General features: G+C 61.7%; 14 protein-coding genes. 8 read left to right on the top strand and 6 right to left on the bottom strand.

The genetic code is table 11. The annotated features are described in order from the left end of the window. Position 1: 1 nt before the first annotated feature. The 3 genes from AC1Q5O_RS14580 to AC1Q5O_RS14570 form a co-directional block, all read right to left on the bottom strand. The gene (locus tag AC1Q5O_RS14580) at positions 2-2,173 is read right to left on the bottom strand and encodes a glycoside hydrolase (RefSeq protein ID WP_492563812.1); all 2,172 of its coding nucleotides are present in this window, start codon (positions 2,171-2,173) and stop codon (positions 2-4) included. Between the two features lie 33 nt (positions 2,174-2,206). Next, positions 2,207-3,205 carry a glycosyltransferase family 2 protein gene (locus tag AC1Q5O_RS14575; RefSeq protein ID WP_492563810.1) on the bottom strand — a complete coding sequence of 333 codons (999 nt, stop codon included), beginning with the start codon at positions 3,203-3,205 and terminating at the stop codon, positions 2,207-2,209. Between the two features lie 86 nt (positions 3,206-3,291). Then, positions 3,292-4,422 (bottom strand): GNAT family N-acetyltransferase, encoded by a 1,131-nt coding sequence (locus tag AC1Q5O_RS14570; RefSeq protein WP_472462361.1) that lies wholly within the window; start codon positions 4,420-4,422, stop codon positions 3,292-3,294. Between the two features lie 140 nt (positions 4,423-4,562). Here AC1Q5O_RS14570 and AC1Q5O_RS14565 point away from each other — a divergent pair, with 140 nt between their 5' ends. Further along, a complete protein-coding gene (locus tag AC1Q5O_RS14565; RefSeq protein ID WP_492563809.1) occupies positions 4,563-5,759 on the top strand; it encodes an FAD-dependent oxidoreductase in 1,197 nt (398 codons plus the stop codon). A 24-nt stretch (positions 5,760-5,783) separates the two neighbouring features. Here AC1Q5O_RS14565 and AC1Q5O_RS14560 read toward each other — a convergent pair whose 3' ends face one another. Beyond that, the gene (locus AC1Q5O_RS14560) at positions 5,784-6,668 is read right to left on the bottom strand and encodes a methyltransferase domain-containing protein (protein WP_492563807.1); all 885 of its coding nucleotides are present in this window, start codon (positions 6,666-6,668) and stop codon (positions 5,784-5,786) included. A gap of 209 nt (positions 6,669-6,877) precedes the next feature. Here AC1Q5O_RS14560 and AC1Q5O_RS14555 point away from each other — a divergent pair, with 209 nt between their 5' ends. The 3 genes from AC1Q5O_RS14555 to AC1Q5O_RS14545 all read left to right on the top strand — a co-directional run bounded on the left by AC1Q5O_RS14555 (position 6,878) and on the right by AC1Q5O_RS14545 (position 9,059). Beyond that, positions 6,878-7,252, top strand: a complete 375-nt coding sequence (locus AC1Q5O_RS14555) for a YciI family protein (protein ID WP_223613625.1) — start codon at positions 6,878-6,880, stop codon at positions 7,250-7,252. Next, a complete protein-coding gene (locus AC1Q5O_RS14550; RefSeq protein ID WP_472462358.1) occupies positions 7,249-8,490 on the top strand; it encodes an RNA polymerase sigma factor in 1,242 nt (413 codons plus the stop codon). Before AC1Q5O_RS14555 ends, AC1Q5O_RS14550 begins: the two co-directional genes overlap by 4 nt. Before the next feature lie 92 nt (positions 8,491-8,582). Further along, positions 8,583-9,059 carry an SRPBCC family protein gene (locus AC1Q5O_RS14545; protein WP_492563804.1) on the top strand — a complete coding sequence of 159 codons (477 nt, stop codon included), beginning with the start codon at positions 8,583-8,585 and terminating at the stop codon, positions 9,057-9,059. A gap of 69 nt (positions 9,060-9,128) precedes the next feature. Here the strand turns inward: AC1Q5O_RS14545 and AC1Q5O_RS14540 are convergent, their stop codons facing one another. After that, positions 9,129-10,178: a DUF475 domain-containing protein gene (locus tag AC1Q5O_RS14540; protein ID WP_492563802.1), complete on the bottom strand. Its 1,050-nt coding sequence runs from the start codon at positions 10,176-10,178 to the stop codon at positions 9,129-9,131. 180 nt (positions 10,179-10,358) lie between these two features. Continuing rightward, positions 10,359-11,576 carry a precorrin-6y C5,15-methyltransferase (decarboxylating) subunit CbiE gene (cbiE, locus tag AC1Q5O_RS14535; protein WP_492563800.1) on the bottom strand — a complete coding sequence of 406 codons (1,218 nt, stop codon included), beginning with the start codon at positions 11,574-11,576 and terminating at the stop codon, positions 10,359-10,361. 138 nt (positions 11,577-11,714) lie between these two features. Between cbiE and cobG the strand changes: the two genes are divergently transcribed. Genes cobG through cobJ form a run of 4 tightly spaced genes read left to right on the top strand, consistent with a single transcriptional unit; the run spans position 11,715 to position 16,186 of the window. Continuing rightward, positions 11,715-13,133 carry a precorrin-3B synthase gene (cobG, locus tag AC1Q5O_RS14530; RefSeq protein ID WP_492563799.1) on the top strand — a complete coding sequence of 473 codons (1,419 nt, stop codon included), beginning with the start codon at positions 11,715-11,717 and terminating at the stop codon, positions 13,131-13,133. Continuing rightward, positions 13,126-13,752, top strand: a complete 627-nt coding sequence (locus AC1Q5O_RS14525) for a precorrin-8X methylmutase (RefSeq protein ID WP_472462354.1) — start codon at positions 13,126-13,128, stop codon at positions 13,750-13,752. The genes cobG and AC1Q5O_RS14525 overlap by 8 nt, the downstream gene beginning before the upstream one ends. Next, the gene (locus AC1Q5O_RS14520) at positions 13,752-14,492 is read left to right on the top strand and encodes a precorrin-2 C(20)-methyltransferase (RefSeq protein WP_492563798.1); all 741 of its coding nucleotides are present in this window, start codon (positions 13,752-13,754) and stop codon (positions 14,490-14,492) included. Before AC1Q5O_RS14525 ends, AC1Q5O_RS14520 begins: the two co-directional genes overlap by 1 nt. Then, positions 14,489-16,186 (top strand): precorrin-3B C(17)-methyltransferase, encoded by a 1,698-nt coding sequence (cobJ, locus tag AC1Q5O_RS14515; RefSeq protein WP_492563797.1) that lies wholly within the window; start codon positions 14,489-14,491, stop codon positions 16,184-16,186. Before AC1Q5O_RS14520 ends, cobJ begins: the two co-directional genes overlap by 4 nt. The last annotated feature ends 124 nt before the right edge of the window (positions 16,187-16,310 follow it).

Raw genomic sequence — 16,310 nt, 5'->3', positions numbered from 1 at the left:
ATTATTGCCGTTCAATAAGGAAATAGGTGGTGGGTCCCTCGGGTCCGTCGTTGGAAAGCCGCGTTGCAACCGCGCCGCTTCCCCGGGCAATCGCAGGCCGGACCCTGCCATCCAGCCCCACCGGCGAGACGGTCCAGCGTCCTTTCCCGGGCAGGGAGAAATCGACGCTTCCCACCTTGATGCGGGCGGGCAGGCGGCCGAAATCGGCGATGACCCGTTCTTCCCCATCCGAAAATCGCATGGCGGTGTTCTGGGCATCGGTCGCGTAGATGACCAGCAGGCGGCGGCTGCTGCCGACCGGCCGGTCATCCAGCGCTGAAACGGCAAACAGGCCCTTGCCCGCGGCATTGCCGACGGTCAGGTTGGCAAGCGTGACCGTATCGGCAAGGTCGGCGAAGGCAATGGCTTCGGTTCGCCCGGTTTTCACCGTCATGCGCAGCTTGTTCTGGTCCAGGCGGATCTCATTCGTGTCGCTCTCAAAAATCCCCTTGCCGGCGTCCGTGCTGTTTTCGGGCACAAGCAGCCTGCTGTCGCGCATCGCGGCGATGAGTTTGCCGCCGGACGCGGGATCGCGGGGCGATGCCGCTACCAGACCGTGGGCTGGTGCCGATGGCGCATCCTTCTGCAACCCGATTGCCGCAAGCAGGGCGAGCGTCGTCAATGCATCGGGTTCCCGCTCATACATGTTCTGCGTCAAATCCTCCATTCCCCGGATGCGGAAGGGGATGGAAACCGGCGAGCCCTGCACATCACCGCGCCTGAACAGCAGGGCTGCCAGCGTTTCGCCCGCACGCGCAACCGGATCAAGCGCAATGGCATAGGGCAGCATCTGGCGTTTATGGGCAAAATCCTCGCCATAGGCCAGCACGATGGGCCCATGCCCATGGCGGCACAGCACATCCCAATTCTGCAATGCCGCGTAGGCGGGCATGACAATGCCGGCCTCGTAACGATAATGGCTCCAGAAGAGGTGATCATATTCCGTGACGATAAAGGGGCGGTTCAGCCAGCGCGCCGCCGCCATCATCCGCATGTAAGCCGCCCCGTCGGCGATCGAGCTCTTCTGACCGAGCGAACTGCCCGGTTCGTAACCCCCGACCCAATCCTGATAGGTGTTCATCGACACTGCCTGCTGCCCCGCCCGTGTCAGGCTTGTCTGGACACTCGGCCAGTTGTTGTAGGGCGCCACCACACCCCGGTAGCCGAGATCGCGCAGCGCTGCCGTCATCCGTTCGGCGGAACGCGTTTCCACATCGACGAAGAAGGCCTGCAGGTCGCGCATGCGCGGCGTCTTTTCATAACGATTGGCCGGCAGGCCGACCGTTGCGTCCTCCAGCCGCTCGCCAGCTTCGACCGCGCCCCATGCACGGGAAAGCGCTGCCGTCGAGGCATAGCGTTTTTGCAACCAGGCATTGAATGGAGGTTGCAGAAGCCGTGAATATTGCGGCTGGCCATCGCGCTGATGCAGGATGCTGTCAAACTCGATGCTGTTTTCGTTGAACGGGATGATCGCCACCAGAGCCGGATCGCGAATCGGCGCGATTCCCGTATAGGGGTTGACCGTTGCCAGCACCAGCTGCTGGAATTTCAGCCAGTGCTGAAAGGTCTTTTCATCGATCTGCACCTCGAGCTTCATGTCGCCGGTGAGATTCCAGCGATCGTCATATCCGCCATAGGCGCCGCGGGTGGAACTCAGACCGTCCATCATCCAGTAAATGCCGTTGCGCTTCAACGCCGCCATCAGATAGCGGAAACGGTCCATGGTTTCCGGATCGAAATCGAAATCGGCGGCACGGCCGAACATCAGCGCCGCATCGACAAAATGAAAGCGCGCGATGTTGTAGCCATGCATTTTCAGTTGGCGGGCATAGCGGTCAGCCCCGTCATGGTCGGGAAAGCCGCCGGAGGCCGGGCTCCAGCCCAGCGATGCACACAGGAACCGCACAGGGCTCGTCTCCGCATCCGCACGGGCCAACCGGCCGTCTCCATTGATGACGATCCGGCTCTGCTCGCTGATCGGCGGATTGGGCAGCAGCGTGGAAAAATCGAGAGGACTGCCGCTTTGCAGCTCGAGCGACACCTCCCGGACCGGCGACCAGACATCGCCCGCCCTCGCCGCGCCCGCGACGAGCAGGAAACCAAGAGCGAAGGCGGCCAATCTCAGCGTGGACATGATGCGGTGCAATCCTGTGTCTTTGAGGGCAGCCTAGTGGTCCTTGGAGACGACCTTACTCTCGATCCAGTCATCCGGCTGGCGGCGGGGATGGAAAAAGCCGAGCGGCAGGGCGGCGGCATGGAAACACCAGGCGACAACGGCATAAACGCCCAGCGACAGGCTGCGCTGCTTCAGGCTCATCGCGGCGGCGACGAGAACGATCAAAGCGGCATCGATCAATAGCGCCGTCTTCTTGTCGGACAGGAAAACCAGAAGCCCGATCATCGCCAGCCACCACAGATAGACCCCGGCCCACAGGCGAAGTTCCGGCAGTTCGTGCACCAGTTTGTTCCAATGGGGGCGGCCAAGCGCGGCACGCAGCAATTCGCCGACGCCCCGCAGATATTTCGACCGCCAGCGCCGCACCAGCAGCGTGTAGGCATTGATGGAGTGGCCGAAATGCGCGACGAAACGGCGGTCAAGCCGGTGCAGTTCCCATCCGAGCGACCGCAGGCGCACGCCCAGGTCGAATTCCTCATAGCCATGCAGATTGCGGTCAGAGAAATAGCCGGCCTCGGCAATGGCGGCGCGGCGGTAAAGCCCGCTGCCATTCATGCGGTCGATTGATCCCGTCCGGTTTTCCGGCGACACGCGGCGCACCCGGCGGGTGAATTCGAGATTGTCGACGTTCATTTCCACCACATGTCCCGTCACCCCCGCAACCCGGGGATTGGCTTCGAGAAATGCAATGGCCGCAGCAAGGAAATCCTTGTCGAGCAGCATGTCGCCATCCATGAGGCAGACGAGATCGTGATGACTGTACTGGAAGCCCAATTGCGGGCCGATGCCACAGCTGGGCTTGGCCGGATTGACGATCTGCGCCACGGTCACCGGATAGCGCATGGCGATTTCGACCGTCCGGTCGGTGGAACCGCTATCGGCCACGATGACTTCGACCGTGCCGCCCGGCAAGGCTTGCAATGCGCTTTCAATCGCCGCTGCGATGCGCTTTTCTTCGTTCAGCGTTTTCATGATAATCGAAACGGTCATCAATCAAGTCCTGCCCCAGTCTGGAAACCGCTACACATGCACCGCCATCCCGCAATGGCGTATTCACTATCATATCTCTTATGGCATTAGCGCAACGCGCGTAAGACTTTCCACTTGAGCGGCCTGAGTTTCTGCCACAAGGGCGTCGCACGCAGCCTCTCCATCACCCGCAACCGCGTTGCAATGATCCGTCCCCGCGCCGTGCGGACAAGCGTCATCTTCTTCAGGTCGATGGTGACGTCGCAGCAGTTCAGCTTCCATGGTTCGTCGCCGATGCCGAGGTCCAGGCAATCATAGCCGCTATCGAGCAAATGGCGCAGCAGCAGATAGTGCAGCACCCGCCCCGGAGAATATTTGGACCATTCGCCGGATTCAAACGTGAACACCAGCCCGTAATAGTGCCTGCCTTCGACCAGCCCCCACATCGCCGCGATAACCTGGCCGTTCACGACGAGCGCGGACAGGTGCAGCGCATTTGCCGCGGCAAAATTGTCGGTTCCCAGTGTGAAAAAGCTCTGCTTCTCCGGCTCCTTGTCGAAACCCGGCACCTGCGTTTCTTCAAACCGGCGCTGTTTCTGGGCAAGCAGCGTCTCCAGAACAAAGGCGCGTTCTTCCGGTGTCCCGGCAATCAGCAGCCGGCATTCGCCCAGCCGCTCCAGCGCCCGATGCCGGTTCCGCAGGTTCTTCGACCCCGGCTGCGACTGATCGACCTCCGGCCAGCTGCGCTTGAGGTTGGTCAGGTGACACGACTCGCCGTTCAAGTCTTCAGCCAGCAGGAACAGCGGATTCGTGCGGTCGCGGATTTGCTCCGGCATTTTGTCGAAGATCGCCATGTCGAACGGCGGCAAGGCTTTCGCAATCCTGTTCCACAGCTGTTCGGCGGATGTCCGGGTCCATTCATCGCCGTTGGGAAACAGGATCGGCGCGTTGTAATCCGCCACGCCATCGTCGACGAAGGTAAGGACGCGCCCGCCATGCCGGGACGAGAGGCTGAACGGCAGAAAGCACAGCGGATTTCCGGAGAGATCCCAGACCTCGACCAGACAAAGCCGATTGCCCGGCCGGGTGCCATAGGATGCCAGCCACGTCTGCAGGAATGTGGTCGTCTGGAAAATATACTGCCTTGCATCCGTGGCCGTACCGGCCGCCGGCCATTGGGGCGAGAGCTGATCGGGATGGCTGTAAACCCGGATATCATATTCTGGAATCACAAACACTCACCCCTTCACGACAGACACATACGTGAACACTCTATCCACAACCAGCATAATCGATTGTTTAACATACATCTTATTTACGCTGTATTATCCGGCTTCACATTGACTGATCGAGCTGTCTACAGGTCTGCGGAGCATGCATGGTTGAACCGGAATTGGCAATTCAAGGGACGGAGGCACAGCCCATCCAGACCGATGTGGCGATCATCGGAGGCGGGCTGGCAGGAGCCAGTGCCGCCATCGCGCTGTTCCGTCAGGGCTACGGTGTGACCCTGATCAGCAGTCACGAGCGTCATCCGCCGGACTTTCGCGCCGAGAAAGTCGCGCAAACCCAGATGGAGCTGTTCGAGCGCATCGGCCTTGGCGACGTCGTGCGTGCCGAGGTGACCGCGTTTGACGGCGTATGGCTCCACCGATTCGGCCGGTTCGAGCGAACCACGACGCCCGAATATGGCGGCGATTATTCCGATCTGGTCAATACAGTGCGCCGTGCCATCCCTGCGGGCGTGCGTTCCATTGTCGGCCGGGTCGATGACATTACGACCAGCGAAAACCTGCAGCACGTGACATTATCCGATGGCCGGAAATTCACCGCACGGCTCCTGATCGTTGCCACGGGGCTCGGCGATACGATCCGCAAGAAGCTCGGGATCGAACGGGACATCATAAGCCCGCAGCATTCGCTGTGCTGCGGTTTCGATCTGGTACAGCCGCGATCGCATTTTCCCTTTCCATCCCTTGTGTGGAACGGGGCAAAATTCAATGACCGCGTGTCCTACCTGACGCTCTTTCCCATAGGCGATAAAATTCGCGCCAACTTTTTCGTTTATCGGACATCGTCGGAGGAATGGACCCGCACATTCCGGGATCAGCCCGCGCAGGGTCTGCGCGCAGTGATGCCGGGTCTGGAAAGGGTGTTTGGCGAAATCACCATTGCCGGTCCGGTCATTGCCCGCCCCATTGACCTGGTACAGGTGCACAATCACGAACAGGATGGGGTTGTTCTCATCGGGGACGCCTTCTGCGTCGTCTGCCCGATCACCGGCACGGGGATTGAAAAAGCCCTCACCGACGTGGACCGGCTGTGCAACACATATATTCCGCGCTGGTTCAAAAGTGCGGGCATGTCCAAGGCAAAAATTCATGAATTTTACGCCGACCCCATCAAGACAGCCCGGGACGCTTCGGCAATGAAGATGAGTTTCGACGCGAAGAAGATCAAAACCGACCTTGGCATGCGCTGGAAATTGCGGCGGTTGCGCAGCAACACGCTGGGCCGTGCGCGCTACGTGGTGCGCGCCACCGTCAAGCAGCTGCGGTCACCGGCACCCAAATAAGTCCCGGTGCGTCGGGATTTCCGTTCACGGCCATTCCGCAATGACCACACCGGACAACATGTCCATCTGCATATCAGGCCGGTCGAAGGGCGGCGCCATTCCCGAAACGGAACGGGCCAGATGCTCCCGCGGGATTGCACGGGCATTGATGACGCGGACATTTTTCCAGCCATTGGCTTCGAATGCCCTGACATAGTCCAGCGGGCGGCGCCTGTTGGGCTGTCCGGGAAAGGAAAACAGCCGGTAAAGACCTTCCGAGTATCGATAGATATTGTTCGGATCCTGCTCGCGAATCCAGCGGGAGTGTGTCTGATAATCGACAATGTGCTCGGCGATGCAGCCGCTGCGGGCAACCTTGGAGATATTGGCAATCGTCGCTTCGATGTCGTCATAGTGTTCGAATGCGGCACAGCTCAGGATCAGGTCGAACTTTCTGTTGTCCGCCAGCCGTGGAATGTCGAAATCCCGGCCGACGCGATAGCTGAACAGGTCGGAATCGGGGCCTTCGGTCAGTTGTTTCGCCCGGTCGATACTGGGAGCATAGGCTTCGCGCTCCGGAAACCGGTCGAAAAGTCTGGCAAAATAGGCGGCTGGCTCCGTACCCGCGAGTTCGAACACGTCAACGGCACGATAGGACTTGGCGCCATAGCCGAGCAGGATGGCGCCGGTGCCGAGCGACGACCCCGGACACAGCTCAAGAACGTCCTTGCCCTCCAGATCGAAGCCGGCGGGCAGATACCGCTTCCACGAGGCGACGGTGTCGTAGACGTAGTCGATGCGGCCATCGGTGTCGGAGCGATCGACCTTGTTGGGCGTCGTATAGCCCTGCAGCTTGTTTTTTGCCCAGGCCAGAGCGAGGAAAACAATGCCGATCCCGTACATGGCCGCATTGCGCATACTGTGTCCCATTCATTACCCCGTCACTTGATTCTTTAACCGCCGGCTGGCTGTGCATGTTCGCCTGCCAGACATTAGAGAGCAGTTTCGTTTCCAGCGTCAACCGCTGGTTGCCAACGAATTTCACTCCGCAAGGTGAGCCGAGGCAGGCTTGCAATTTTTCTCGACCTCATGTCGGGATCAGCGATAGTGGTTCGTCTTGAGGAAGAAGGAGTAACGGGATGCTTTACGCCATACTTTGCTACAACATGGAGGACGTGGTCGGTTCGTGGTCCAAGGAGGAAGACGACCTTGTCATGGAACGGCTTGGTGTCGTGCAGGACAAGCTCGCCAAATCAGGCAAGCTCGGGCCGGTCGCCCGGCTGCTGCCAACGACTGCCGCGACAACGCTGCGCAAATCCCGCGGCGAGCCCCTCGTCATCGACGGCCCCTTCGCCGAAACCAAGGAACAGTTTCTCGGATTCTATGTGGTTGACTGCGAATCGCTCGACGAGGCACTCGATATCGCCCGCGATCTGGCGCAGGCCAATCCCGGACAGGGGTCCTACGAAATACGCCCGATCGCCTTGTTCAGACCCGGATCGGGTTCCCAATGACCGACCCGGCCTGGATCGATGCCGCGCTGACAGCCGCGCGCCCGCAGGCGGTGGGTGCCCTGTTGCGCTATTTCCGCAATCTCGACACGGCGGAAGAAGCCTTCCAGGAGGCCTGTCTGCGCGCGCTGAAAAACTGGCCGAAGAACGGCCCGCCGCGCGATCCCACGGCGTGGCTGATCTTCGTCGGCCGCAACAGCGCCATCGATACCGTCCGGCGTCAGGCCAAGCAGCAGCCACTGCCGCCCGAAGACCTGCTGTCCGACCTCGGAGACGCCGAATCGGCCATCGCCGAGAAGATCGACAGCGCCGACTACCGCGACGATATCCTCCGGCTGCTGTTCATCTGCTGTCATCCGGATCTTCCGGCCACGCAGCAGATTGCGCTGGCACTGCGCATCGTGTCGGGACTTTCGGTCCGCCAGATCGCCCGGGCGTTTCTTGTCGGCGAAAGCGCCATGGAGCAGCGCATCACCCGAGCCAAGGGGCGGATTTCCTCCGGCGAAATCCCGTTCGACACACCCGATGCCTTCGAGCGGGCAGAACGGCTTTCGGCCGTGAGTGCAATGATCTACCTGATCTTCAACGAGGGCTATTCAGCAGGCAGCACGGAAGTGGCGGCGCGGTTTCCGCTCTGCGACGAGGCGATCCGGCTGGCGCGCCTGCTCCTGCGCATTTTCCCCGCGGAACCGGAAATCATGGGGCTGACCGCCCTTCTGCTGCTCCAGCACGCCCGTGCCAAGGCCCGATTCGACGCGGAAGGCGCAGTCGTTCTGCTGGACGATCAGGACCGCGGCCTGTGGAACCAGACGATGATCGCCGAAGGTCTTGCCCTGATCGACAAGGCCATGCGCCACCGGCAGCCGGGCGCCTATCAGGTGCAGGCGGCCATTGCCGCCCTGCATGCGCGGGCCCGGCAGCCGCAGGATACGGACTGGCTGGAAATCGATCAGCTCTATGCCGCGCTCGAACGGATAAGCCCCTCACCCGTTGTCACGCTGAATCGCTCCATAGCGGTGGCCAAGGTGCATGGTGCCGAGGCGGCGCTGCTGCTGATCGAGCCGCTGGAAGACAGGCTTTCCGGCTATTTTCACTTCTTCGGCGTCAAGGGCGGGCTGCTGATGCAGCTTGGCCGCAGCCGGGAGGCGCGCATTGCCTTCGACCGCGCGATAGCCCTTGCCAATACACCGGCGGAAGCCGCCCACATCCGCATGCATCTCGACCGCCTCAGCCAGAACTGATCGCGGAAAAATACGAAAAAATTCCGATATCGTGTCGGCCTGGCCGATTGCCATTCGTCCTTGCATCGAAACCATTCACGCAGGAGACCATCATGACATCCACCAGCGAAATTACCGACCGCGACCTCGTTATCACCCGCATCATTGATGCGCCCCGTGCAAACATATTCCGGGCCTGGACCGAGGTCGACCTTCTCAAGCAGTGGTTCGCACCACTGCCCTACACCACACCGCACGCCGAGCTTGACGTGCGCGCCGGCGGCACCAGCATCATCGTCATGCGCGGTCCCGATGGCACCGAGTTTCCCAATCAAGGTGTCTATCTCGAAGTCGTCGAAAACGAACGGCTCGTCTTCACCGATGCCTATACCAGCGACTGGAAGCCGTCGGAGAAACCGTTCATGACCGGCATCATCACGCTGGAAGATGCCGGCGGCGGCAAGACGAAATACACCGCGCTTGTCCGGCACTGGACGGTGGCCGACCGGGAAGCCCACGAAAAAATGGGCTTTCATGCAGGTTGGGGTCTGTGCACCGACCAGCTCGCGGCCCTCGCTGCCAGGCTCTAAACCCTTCATTTCACCTGCAAAAAAGCCATCCGGAACCCGGATGGCTTTTTGTCGGGACATTGAAGCGGATCAGGCGTGTTCCGCCTGATCCGGATGCCGGCGCCGGTAGCGGATCGACGACCACAGCGAGAAGATGATGAGTGCCGCGCCGATGAAACCGGTGATCACTTCGGGAATATGAAACAAGGTCTGGCAATACATGATCACCGCAAGCACAAGGATCGCGTAGAATGCCCCGTGCTCGAGATAGCGGTACTGGCCGAGCGTCTCCTTCTCCACCATCATGATGGTCAGCGCGCGCACGTAGAACGCACCGATGCCCAGACCGATCGCAATGACAAACAGATTGGTCGACAGCGCGAACGCACCGATGACACCGTCGAACGAAAAACTCGCATCGAGCACTTCCAGATACAGGAAAGCGCCAAGCCCGCCCTTGTGGACCGTGTCCATCTGTTCCTGCGAAGCATCGAGAATCGCGCCAAGCCCCTCCACCACGAGGAAGGTCAGCAGGCCGTAAATGGCCGACGTCAGGAACGTCACCGACTCCGCACCGTCGAGCTGCCTGGAAAAGAAGATGATCAATGCCAGGACCACGCCGACCTCGATGCCCTGCACCGAGGCAAAGCGGGACGCGCGGCTTTCAACGACGCGAATCCAGTGCACGTCTTTCTCATGATCGAAGAAGAACTTGAGGCCGACCATCAGGAGAAACGTACCGCCAAAGGCGGAAATGCCGACATGGGCGTCCTGCATGATCCGCGCATATTGCTCCGGATTTGAAATGGCCAGCTTCAGCGCCGAAATCGGATCGATCCACGCGGCGATCGCGACAATCGCCAGCGGAAAGATGATCCGCATGCCGAACACGGCGATGATGATGCCCCAGGTCAGAAACCGTCGCTGCCAGACCGGCGTCATGTCCCGAAGAATCCTGGCGTTCACAATCGCATTGTCGAAGGACAGCGAAATTTCAAGAATGCCCAGCACCGCACAGATGAAGAGGACCGATAATGTGCCTTCGACCGTTCCCGAATAGACGAACCCTATCCACGCGCCGAGCGCCAGTCCAACCGCCGTGAACAGAAACGGCCAGGTGAAGTACTTGTAAGTTGCCATATTTAATTCCTGCTAGAGTCTCCCAGATTGCTATCGGGGCCGGAAATCAAAACGGCGGTCACGACCGAAAGATCGGAACTTGTGTACCGGTTGAATATGAATTCGCGCGCAATAGCAATCACCCGCCCCCCTTAGACTGCATAATCCTGTCGCAATCCTGTCGCGGCGCCGGTCTGGCTGTCAATCCGCGGGTTTGCGGACCGAATAGATCACCACGGGCAAGGCGGAGCGCCACGCATCAAAGGAACCGAGCGGCTGCGCCTGCGCAACGGCAAGTTTTGTCAGCTCGCCGCCGAACCTGCCGCGCCAGCCGATCAGTGCCGCCTCGCTCTGCAGGGTCACGGCATTGGCCACAAGCCGCCCGCCCGGCTTCAGCGCGTTCCAGCAGGCATCCATCACGCCGCTGTCGGTAGCGCCGCCGCCGACGAATATGGCGTCCGGGCTGGCCAGACCAAAGAGTGCTGCCGGGGCTTCCCCCCGGACCAGCTGCAGATCCGGAACACCCAGCGCGCGGGCATTGCGCTCGATGACGCCTTGCCGCCCGTCATTGGCCTCCACGGCGATTGTCCGGCAGGAGGGATCGCTCCGCATCCATTCGATGCCGATGGAGCCGCATCCGGCCCCGACGTCCCACAACAACTCTCCCGGACGCGGCCCGAGCCGCGCCAGCGTGACGGCGCGGACATCCCGCTTGGTCAACTGGCCGTCATTCTCATAGGCCTCGTCAGGCAGGCCCGAAAGGATGGAATAGGACCGCGCCTCCGGTTCGGCCCGTCCGCAATCCACCGCGAGAACATTGAGATCGGCGCCCCGGGGGTGATGCCATTCCCCGGCCGATCCCTCGACGCGATGTTCCGCCGCCCCGCCCATATGTTCGAGCACCGTAAGCCGGGCAGAACCAAAGCCATTGGCCGCCAGCATCTGCGCCACCTGCGCCGGCGTGCCGCCATCATTGCTGAGGATCAGCAGCTTTGCTCCCGGCGTGAATGATCTGAACAGGGTTTCCACGGGCCGCCCGTGCACGCTGAGCAATTGGACTTGCTGCACCGGCCAGCCCATGGCCGCCGCCGCAAGAGAAAAGGAGGACGGCGCGGGCAGAATGCGCATTTCACTCCGGTCAACGAACCGCGTCAGCGTTGCCCCCATGCCGAAATGCATGGGATCGCCGCTGGCAAGCACCACCACTTGGGTGCCGCGCAGCGCCGTCAGGGTGGGATAGACATCGGAAAAGGGCGTCGGCCACGCGATCCGCTTTGCGCCAAGTGTTTCCGGCAGGAATTCGAGGTGCCGCCTGCCGCCGAAAACCGTGGTGGCATGGTCCAGCGCGGCGCGGGCATTGGCACCCAGTCCGCCATAGCCGTCTTCACCAATCCCGATAATCGTCAGCCAAGGCGTCATGTCATGTCCCGTTGATTGCAGAGGCTATGCATGCCCGAAAGCGCCGGAAGGGTCAACGAAGCTCGAACAGCATGCCCGTTGCAATTGCGGATCATATTTCTTTCCTCCGCACCGGCCATCCTGTAAAACCCTGATCCGATGAGCCAGTTAAGCACCATGGACGCAGTCCCGAACAGAATTGAAGACCGGCGGTCCGCCTGCCCCGGATTGTTCCGCATGGCCAAGGCGCTTGATGGCGCGATATGCCGGGTGAAACTGACGTTCGGCACGCTGAGCGCCGAACAGGCGCACCGCGTTGCCGATGCAGCCCGGCAGTTCGGCAATGGCGTCATCGAGATCACCAACCGGGCCAACCTGCAGATTCGCGGCGTGCGGCCCGATACGGAAAATCCGCTGATCGCAGCGCTGCTGGCCGCCGGGCTCGGGCCATTGACCGACCGGGGCGACGATGTCCGCAATGTCATGGTCAGCCCGATCGCCGGTGTCGTGCCGGGCAGTTTCGACGTGCGGCCGCTGGCCTTGCAGCTGCTCGAAATCCTGCAGACCAATGCCTCCTACCAGCGCCTGTCGCCGAAATTTTCCATTCTCGTCGACGGCGGCGAAAGCGTTGCCATGGTAGAGCATCCTCATGACATCTGGCTGAGCGCCATCGACGCAGAGAGCCCCCGGTTTGCCCTGGGCGTTGCCGGCATACCGCCGACGGGAGCGGATGATATGCCCGCCCTCGGCAGTGTCGGCGCATCCCGGGCCACGCAACTGGTCACGGCGATTCTCGATGCGTTCATCGACTGGAATGCCGCCAATCCGGCCGCCTCGCGGCTTCGCCACATGATCGCAGCCATCGGGCGCGACGCATTCGCCGCCCAGCTGGAAAAGCGTCTGAATTTTTCAATACGCAATGAACAGGCCGATCAATGGCGCCGATCCTTGCCCCGCCCGCATGGACATCTCGGCCTGCTGCCGGAACGCGGCAGCGACCACCGCCTTGCCGGCGCCATGCCGCCGCTCGGGCGCCTTGATCCCGACGGGCTGGACGCCGTGGCAGCGCTGGCTGCAAAAAACAGCAATGGAAAGCTGCTGATGACGCCGTGGCAGAGCATAATGTTGCCTGAAGTGCCCGAAGCCATGGCATCGCAAACAGTGCGGGAGTTCGAGGCCCTTGGGTTCGCCGCCCGGCCGGATAATCCGCTTGCAACCATGATCAGTTGTTCCGGCTCCGCCGGTTGCGGATCGGCGCTTGGCGCAACGCAGGCCGATGGCCTCAAGCTCGGCGCATTGCTGCGCAACACAGCTCCTGATATGGCGGTTCACCTGACCGGCTGCAGCAAATCCTGCGCCTCGCCTTCGGCAAAACCGGTCACGCTGGTTGCAACCGAACCGGGGTACTACAACATATTTCTGCGTGCGACCAATGGACCGTCGCGTTTTGGCAAGCTATTGGCTGCACATGTTACTATCGAGGAAGCTGCCGACTGGATCGGCAACCTTCCGTTGAATTCCCGGCCATCGACCCAAAGGCCGCTCACTTCCGGCTCTGGGGGGCCACCGCATGCTTGACTATATCCGCGACGGTCAGGCGATCTATGATCGCTCCTTCGCCATCATCCGCTCCGAGGCCGATCTCAGCCGCATTCCCGCCGATCTGGAAAAGCTGGCCGTGCGTGTCGCCCATGCCTGCGGCATGGTCGATGTGATCGGGGACCTCGCCTTTTCCGAAGGCGCGGGCGCAGCGGGTGTTGCCGCACTCGCCAACGGCGCACCCATCCTGTGCGATGCCCGTATGGTGCTCGAAGGGGTGACGCGCGCGCGCCTGCCCGCCAACAATGACGTCATCTGCACGCTCTCCGATCCCTCTGTCGCGGCCCTCGCCCGCGACATGGGCAATACCCGTTCGGCGGCGGCGCTCGAACTGTGGCGCCCGCATCTCGCCGGTGCCGTGGTGGCCTTCGGCAATGCACCGACCGCCCTGTTCCGCCTCCTCGAAATGCTCGATGAAGGCGCGCCGAAACCCGCGCTCATCCTCGGCTTTCCCGTCGGCTTCGTCGGCGCGATGGAATCGAAGGCGGCGCTGGCCGAAAACAGCCGCGGCGTTCCCTTCGTCGTCGTACACGGACGGCGGGGCGGCAGCGCCATGGCCGCAGCCGCACTCAATGCACTCGCTTCGGAGAAAGAATAATGCCGCAGCCTGGACGGCTTTTCGGACTGGGCGTTGGTCCCGGCGATCCCGAACTCATTACCCTCAAGGCCCTGCGGCTGCTGCAGGCGGCGCCCGTTGTCGCCTACCACGCTGCCAAGGGCAAGAAGGGCAATGCGCTGACCATCGTCGAGACCTATCTCAACGACAACCAGTTGCTTGTGCCGCTGATCTATCCGGTCACCACAGAAAAGCTGCCAGCGCACATGAATTATGAAGCCATCGTCAGCGATTTCTACGGCGAGATCACCGAACGTCTCAAAACGCATCTGGATGCGGGCAAGGACGTCGCCGTCATTGCCGAGGGCGACCCGTTCTTCTATGGCTCCTTCATGTATATCCACGACCGGCTGGCCGAACAGTATGAGACGGAAGTCGTGCCCGGCGTCTGCTCCATTCTGGGTGGCGCGGCCGTGCTCGGTGCGCCGCTGGTCTACCGCAACCAGACATTGACGGTGCTCTCCGGCGTGCTTCCGGCCCACGAGCTGAAAAGCCGCCTCGCCGCGACGGAAGCGGCCGCCATCATGAAGCTCGGCAAGAACCTGGCGAAGGTACGCGATGTCATCGCCGACCTCGGGCTGATGGACCGCGCGCTGTACGTCGAGCGCGCCACCATGGACGCCCAGCGCATTGTGCCGTTGCGCGATGTCGATCCGGAGTCTTCACCCTATTTCTCGCTCATTCTCGTGCCGGGCGAGAAATGGCAGGGTGGCGGCGAATGACAGCCCCGCTGGTCCTGATGGTTTTGAGCGCGCAGGGCATGGAAACAGCGCTGCGGATCAAGGCTGACTATCCCGAAGCGGTCATTCACGGGCTGGAAGGCCGCGCGCAGGGTGCCGATCACACCTACACCAATTTCGGCGAAACGCTGCGCACCCATTACCGCAACGGCAACGCCATTGCCGCTCTGTGCTCCGCCGGCATTACAATCCGTGCTCTGGCATCTCTGTTGGAGAACAAGGGCGGCGAACCGCCGGTACTTGCCATTGCCGATGACGGCAGCGCCGTGGTGCCGCTGCTTGGCGGAACCACCGGCGTCAATGTGCTGGCGCGGCAGCTTTCCGCAATTCTTCGCGTATCGCCTGCAATCACCACATCGGGCGAATTGCGCTTCGGCACCTGCCTGCTCAATCCGCCGGCGGAATTCCATCTGCAGAACCCCGAGGACGGCAAGCGCTTCATCGCGGATCTTCTCGCCGGCCAGACCGTGCGGATCGATGGTCCGGCGCCATGGCTGGAAGAGGCGCGCCTGCCGGTCGACGATAACGGCACGATGCATATCCGCATCACGCCGTCGGATAGTACCCCGCAGAAGAACGAGCTGGTCTTTCATCCCAAGGTGGCGGTTGTCGGCATTGCCGGTGATTTCAGTGCTGAAGAGATGCGGGCCGCGCTTGCGGCGGAGAATATCGCGCTTGCTTCCGTCGTCTGCCTTGCTGCCAGCGAAGAACGCAGTGCAAGCGCCCCGCTCCACCATCTTGCGGCTGAGCTTGGCCTGCCGCTGCGGCTGCTTCCGGCAAACGGAAACAGTGCCGGAGATATCCTATCGGCCTTCATCAAAGAGCCGGTGCGCCAAAGCGGCGGCGATAGGCTTGCCATCGCCGTTGCGGCCACGCCCGATGACGTGACACGCGCCGGGCATCGGCGCGGCCGCCTTGCGGTCATCGGGCTTGGACCGGGCGATCCGGACTTCATGATTCCTGCAGTGAAACAGGAACTGCAGCGTGCCGAGGACGTTCTCGGCTACGAGACCTATGTGCGCATGGCCGGGTCTTTCCGCCCCGATCAAATCATTCACATGACGGACAATCGCGAGGAAATGCAGCGTGCCCGCCACGCCTTCGAATTGGCCGCTTCGGGCCGTTCGGTGGTGATGATTTCATCCGGCGACCCCGGCGTTTTCGCCATGGCTGCCGCCGTGGTCGAAGCCTTGCACGAATCCGACAATCCGGCCTGGCACGGGGTCGACCTGCAGATCGTTCCCGGCGTTTCCGCCGCGATGGCGGCCGCCAGCCGCAGCGGCGCACCGCTCGGCCATGATTTCTGCATCCTGTCGCTGTCCGACAATCTGAAACCGTGGGACATCATTGAAAAGCGCATCGCGCTGGCGGCCGAAGCGGATTTCGCCATGGCCTTCTACAATCCGATCTCCAAACCGCGCCCCTGGCAATTGCCGCGCGCCATCGAAATCCTGCGCCAGCACCGGGCGCCGCAAACGCCCATCGTGCTTGGCCGCGACATCGGCCGTCCGGCGGAAACCCTGCGCGTCATCACCCTGGCGGAGCTTGCACCCGAGCAGGTCGACATGCGCACGGTCATTCTCGTGGGATCATCCCTCACCCGGAGCTTTGACCGGGTGGATGGCGGCCAGTGGGTCTATACCCCGCGCTGGTACGGAACCAAGCCCGCCGGTTGAAGGGAATCTCATCGCCCGGTGACGAAAGATCATTTGACGGGGCACCCGAATGCCGGAAAAAGGACTGAGCGCTTCGCATTTGTGTCGACGCGTTTCTTCCGCCCTCACTATGATCGCCGTCCAT

This window comes from Phyllobacterium sp. MT110, from assembly GCF_058792715.1.
The sequence above is the reverse complement of the archived record's forward strand: the minus strand, read 5'-3'. Positions and strand labels throughout refer to the sequence as shown.

Coding starts and splice junctions, on each gene's coding strand:
- AC1Q5O_RS14580 (WP_492563812.1), bottom strand. CDS start 2,173: ATGTCCACGCTGAGATTGGCCGCCTTCGCTCTTGGTTTCCTGCTCGTC.
- AC1Q5O_RS14545 (WP_492563804.1), top strand. CDS start 8,583: ATGACATCCACCAGCGAAATTACCGACCGCGACCTCGTTATCACCCGC.
- AC1Q5O_RS14550 (WP_472462358.1), top strand. CDS start 7,249: ATGACCGACCCGGCCTGGATCGATGCCGCGCTGACAGCCGCGCGCCCG.
- AC1Q5O_RS14565 (WP_492563809.1), top strand. CDS start 4,563: ATGGTTGAACCGGAATTGGCAATTCAAGGGACGGAGGCACAGCCCATC.
- AC1Q5O_RS14540 (WP_492563802.1), bottom strand. CDS start 10,178: ATGGCAACTTACAAGTACTTCACCTGGCCGTTTCTGTTCACGGCGGTT.
- AC1Q5O_RS14525 (WP_472462354.1), top strand. CDS start 13,126: ATGCTTGACTATATCCGCGACGGTCAGGCGATCTATGATCGCTCCTTC.
- AC1Q5O_RS14575 (WP_492563810.1), bottom strand. CDS start 3,205: ATGACCGTTTCGATTATCATGAAAACGCTGAACGAAGAAAAGCGCATC.
- cobG (WP_492563799.1), top strand. CDS start 11,715: ATGAGCCAGTTAAGCACCATGGACGCAGTCCCGAACAGAATTGAAGAC.
- cobJ (WP_492563797.1), top strand. CDS start 14,489: ATGACAGCCCCGCTGGTCCTGATGGTTTTGAGCGCGCAGGGCATGGAA.
- AC1Q5O_RS14555 (WP_223613625.1), top strand. CDS start 6,878: ATGCTTTACGCCATACTTTGCTACAACATGGAGGACGTGGTCGGTTCG.
- AC1Q5O_RS14560 (WP_492563807.1), bottom strand. CDS start 6,668: ATGGGACACAGTATGCGCAATGCGGCCATGTACGGGATCGGCATTGTT.
- AC1Q5O_RS14520 (WP_492563798.1), top strand. CDS start 13,752: ATGCCGCAGCCTGGACGGCTTTTCGGACTGGGCGTTGGTCCCGGCGAT.
- cbiE (WP_492563800.1), bottom strand. CDS start 11,576: ATGACGCCTTGGCTGACGATTATCGGGATTGGTGAAGACGGCTATGGC.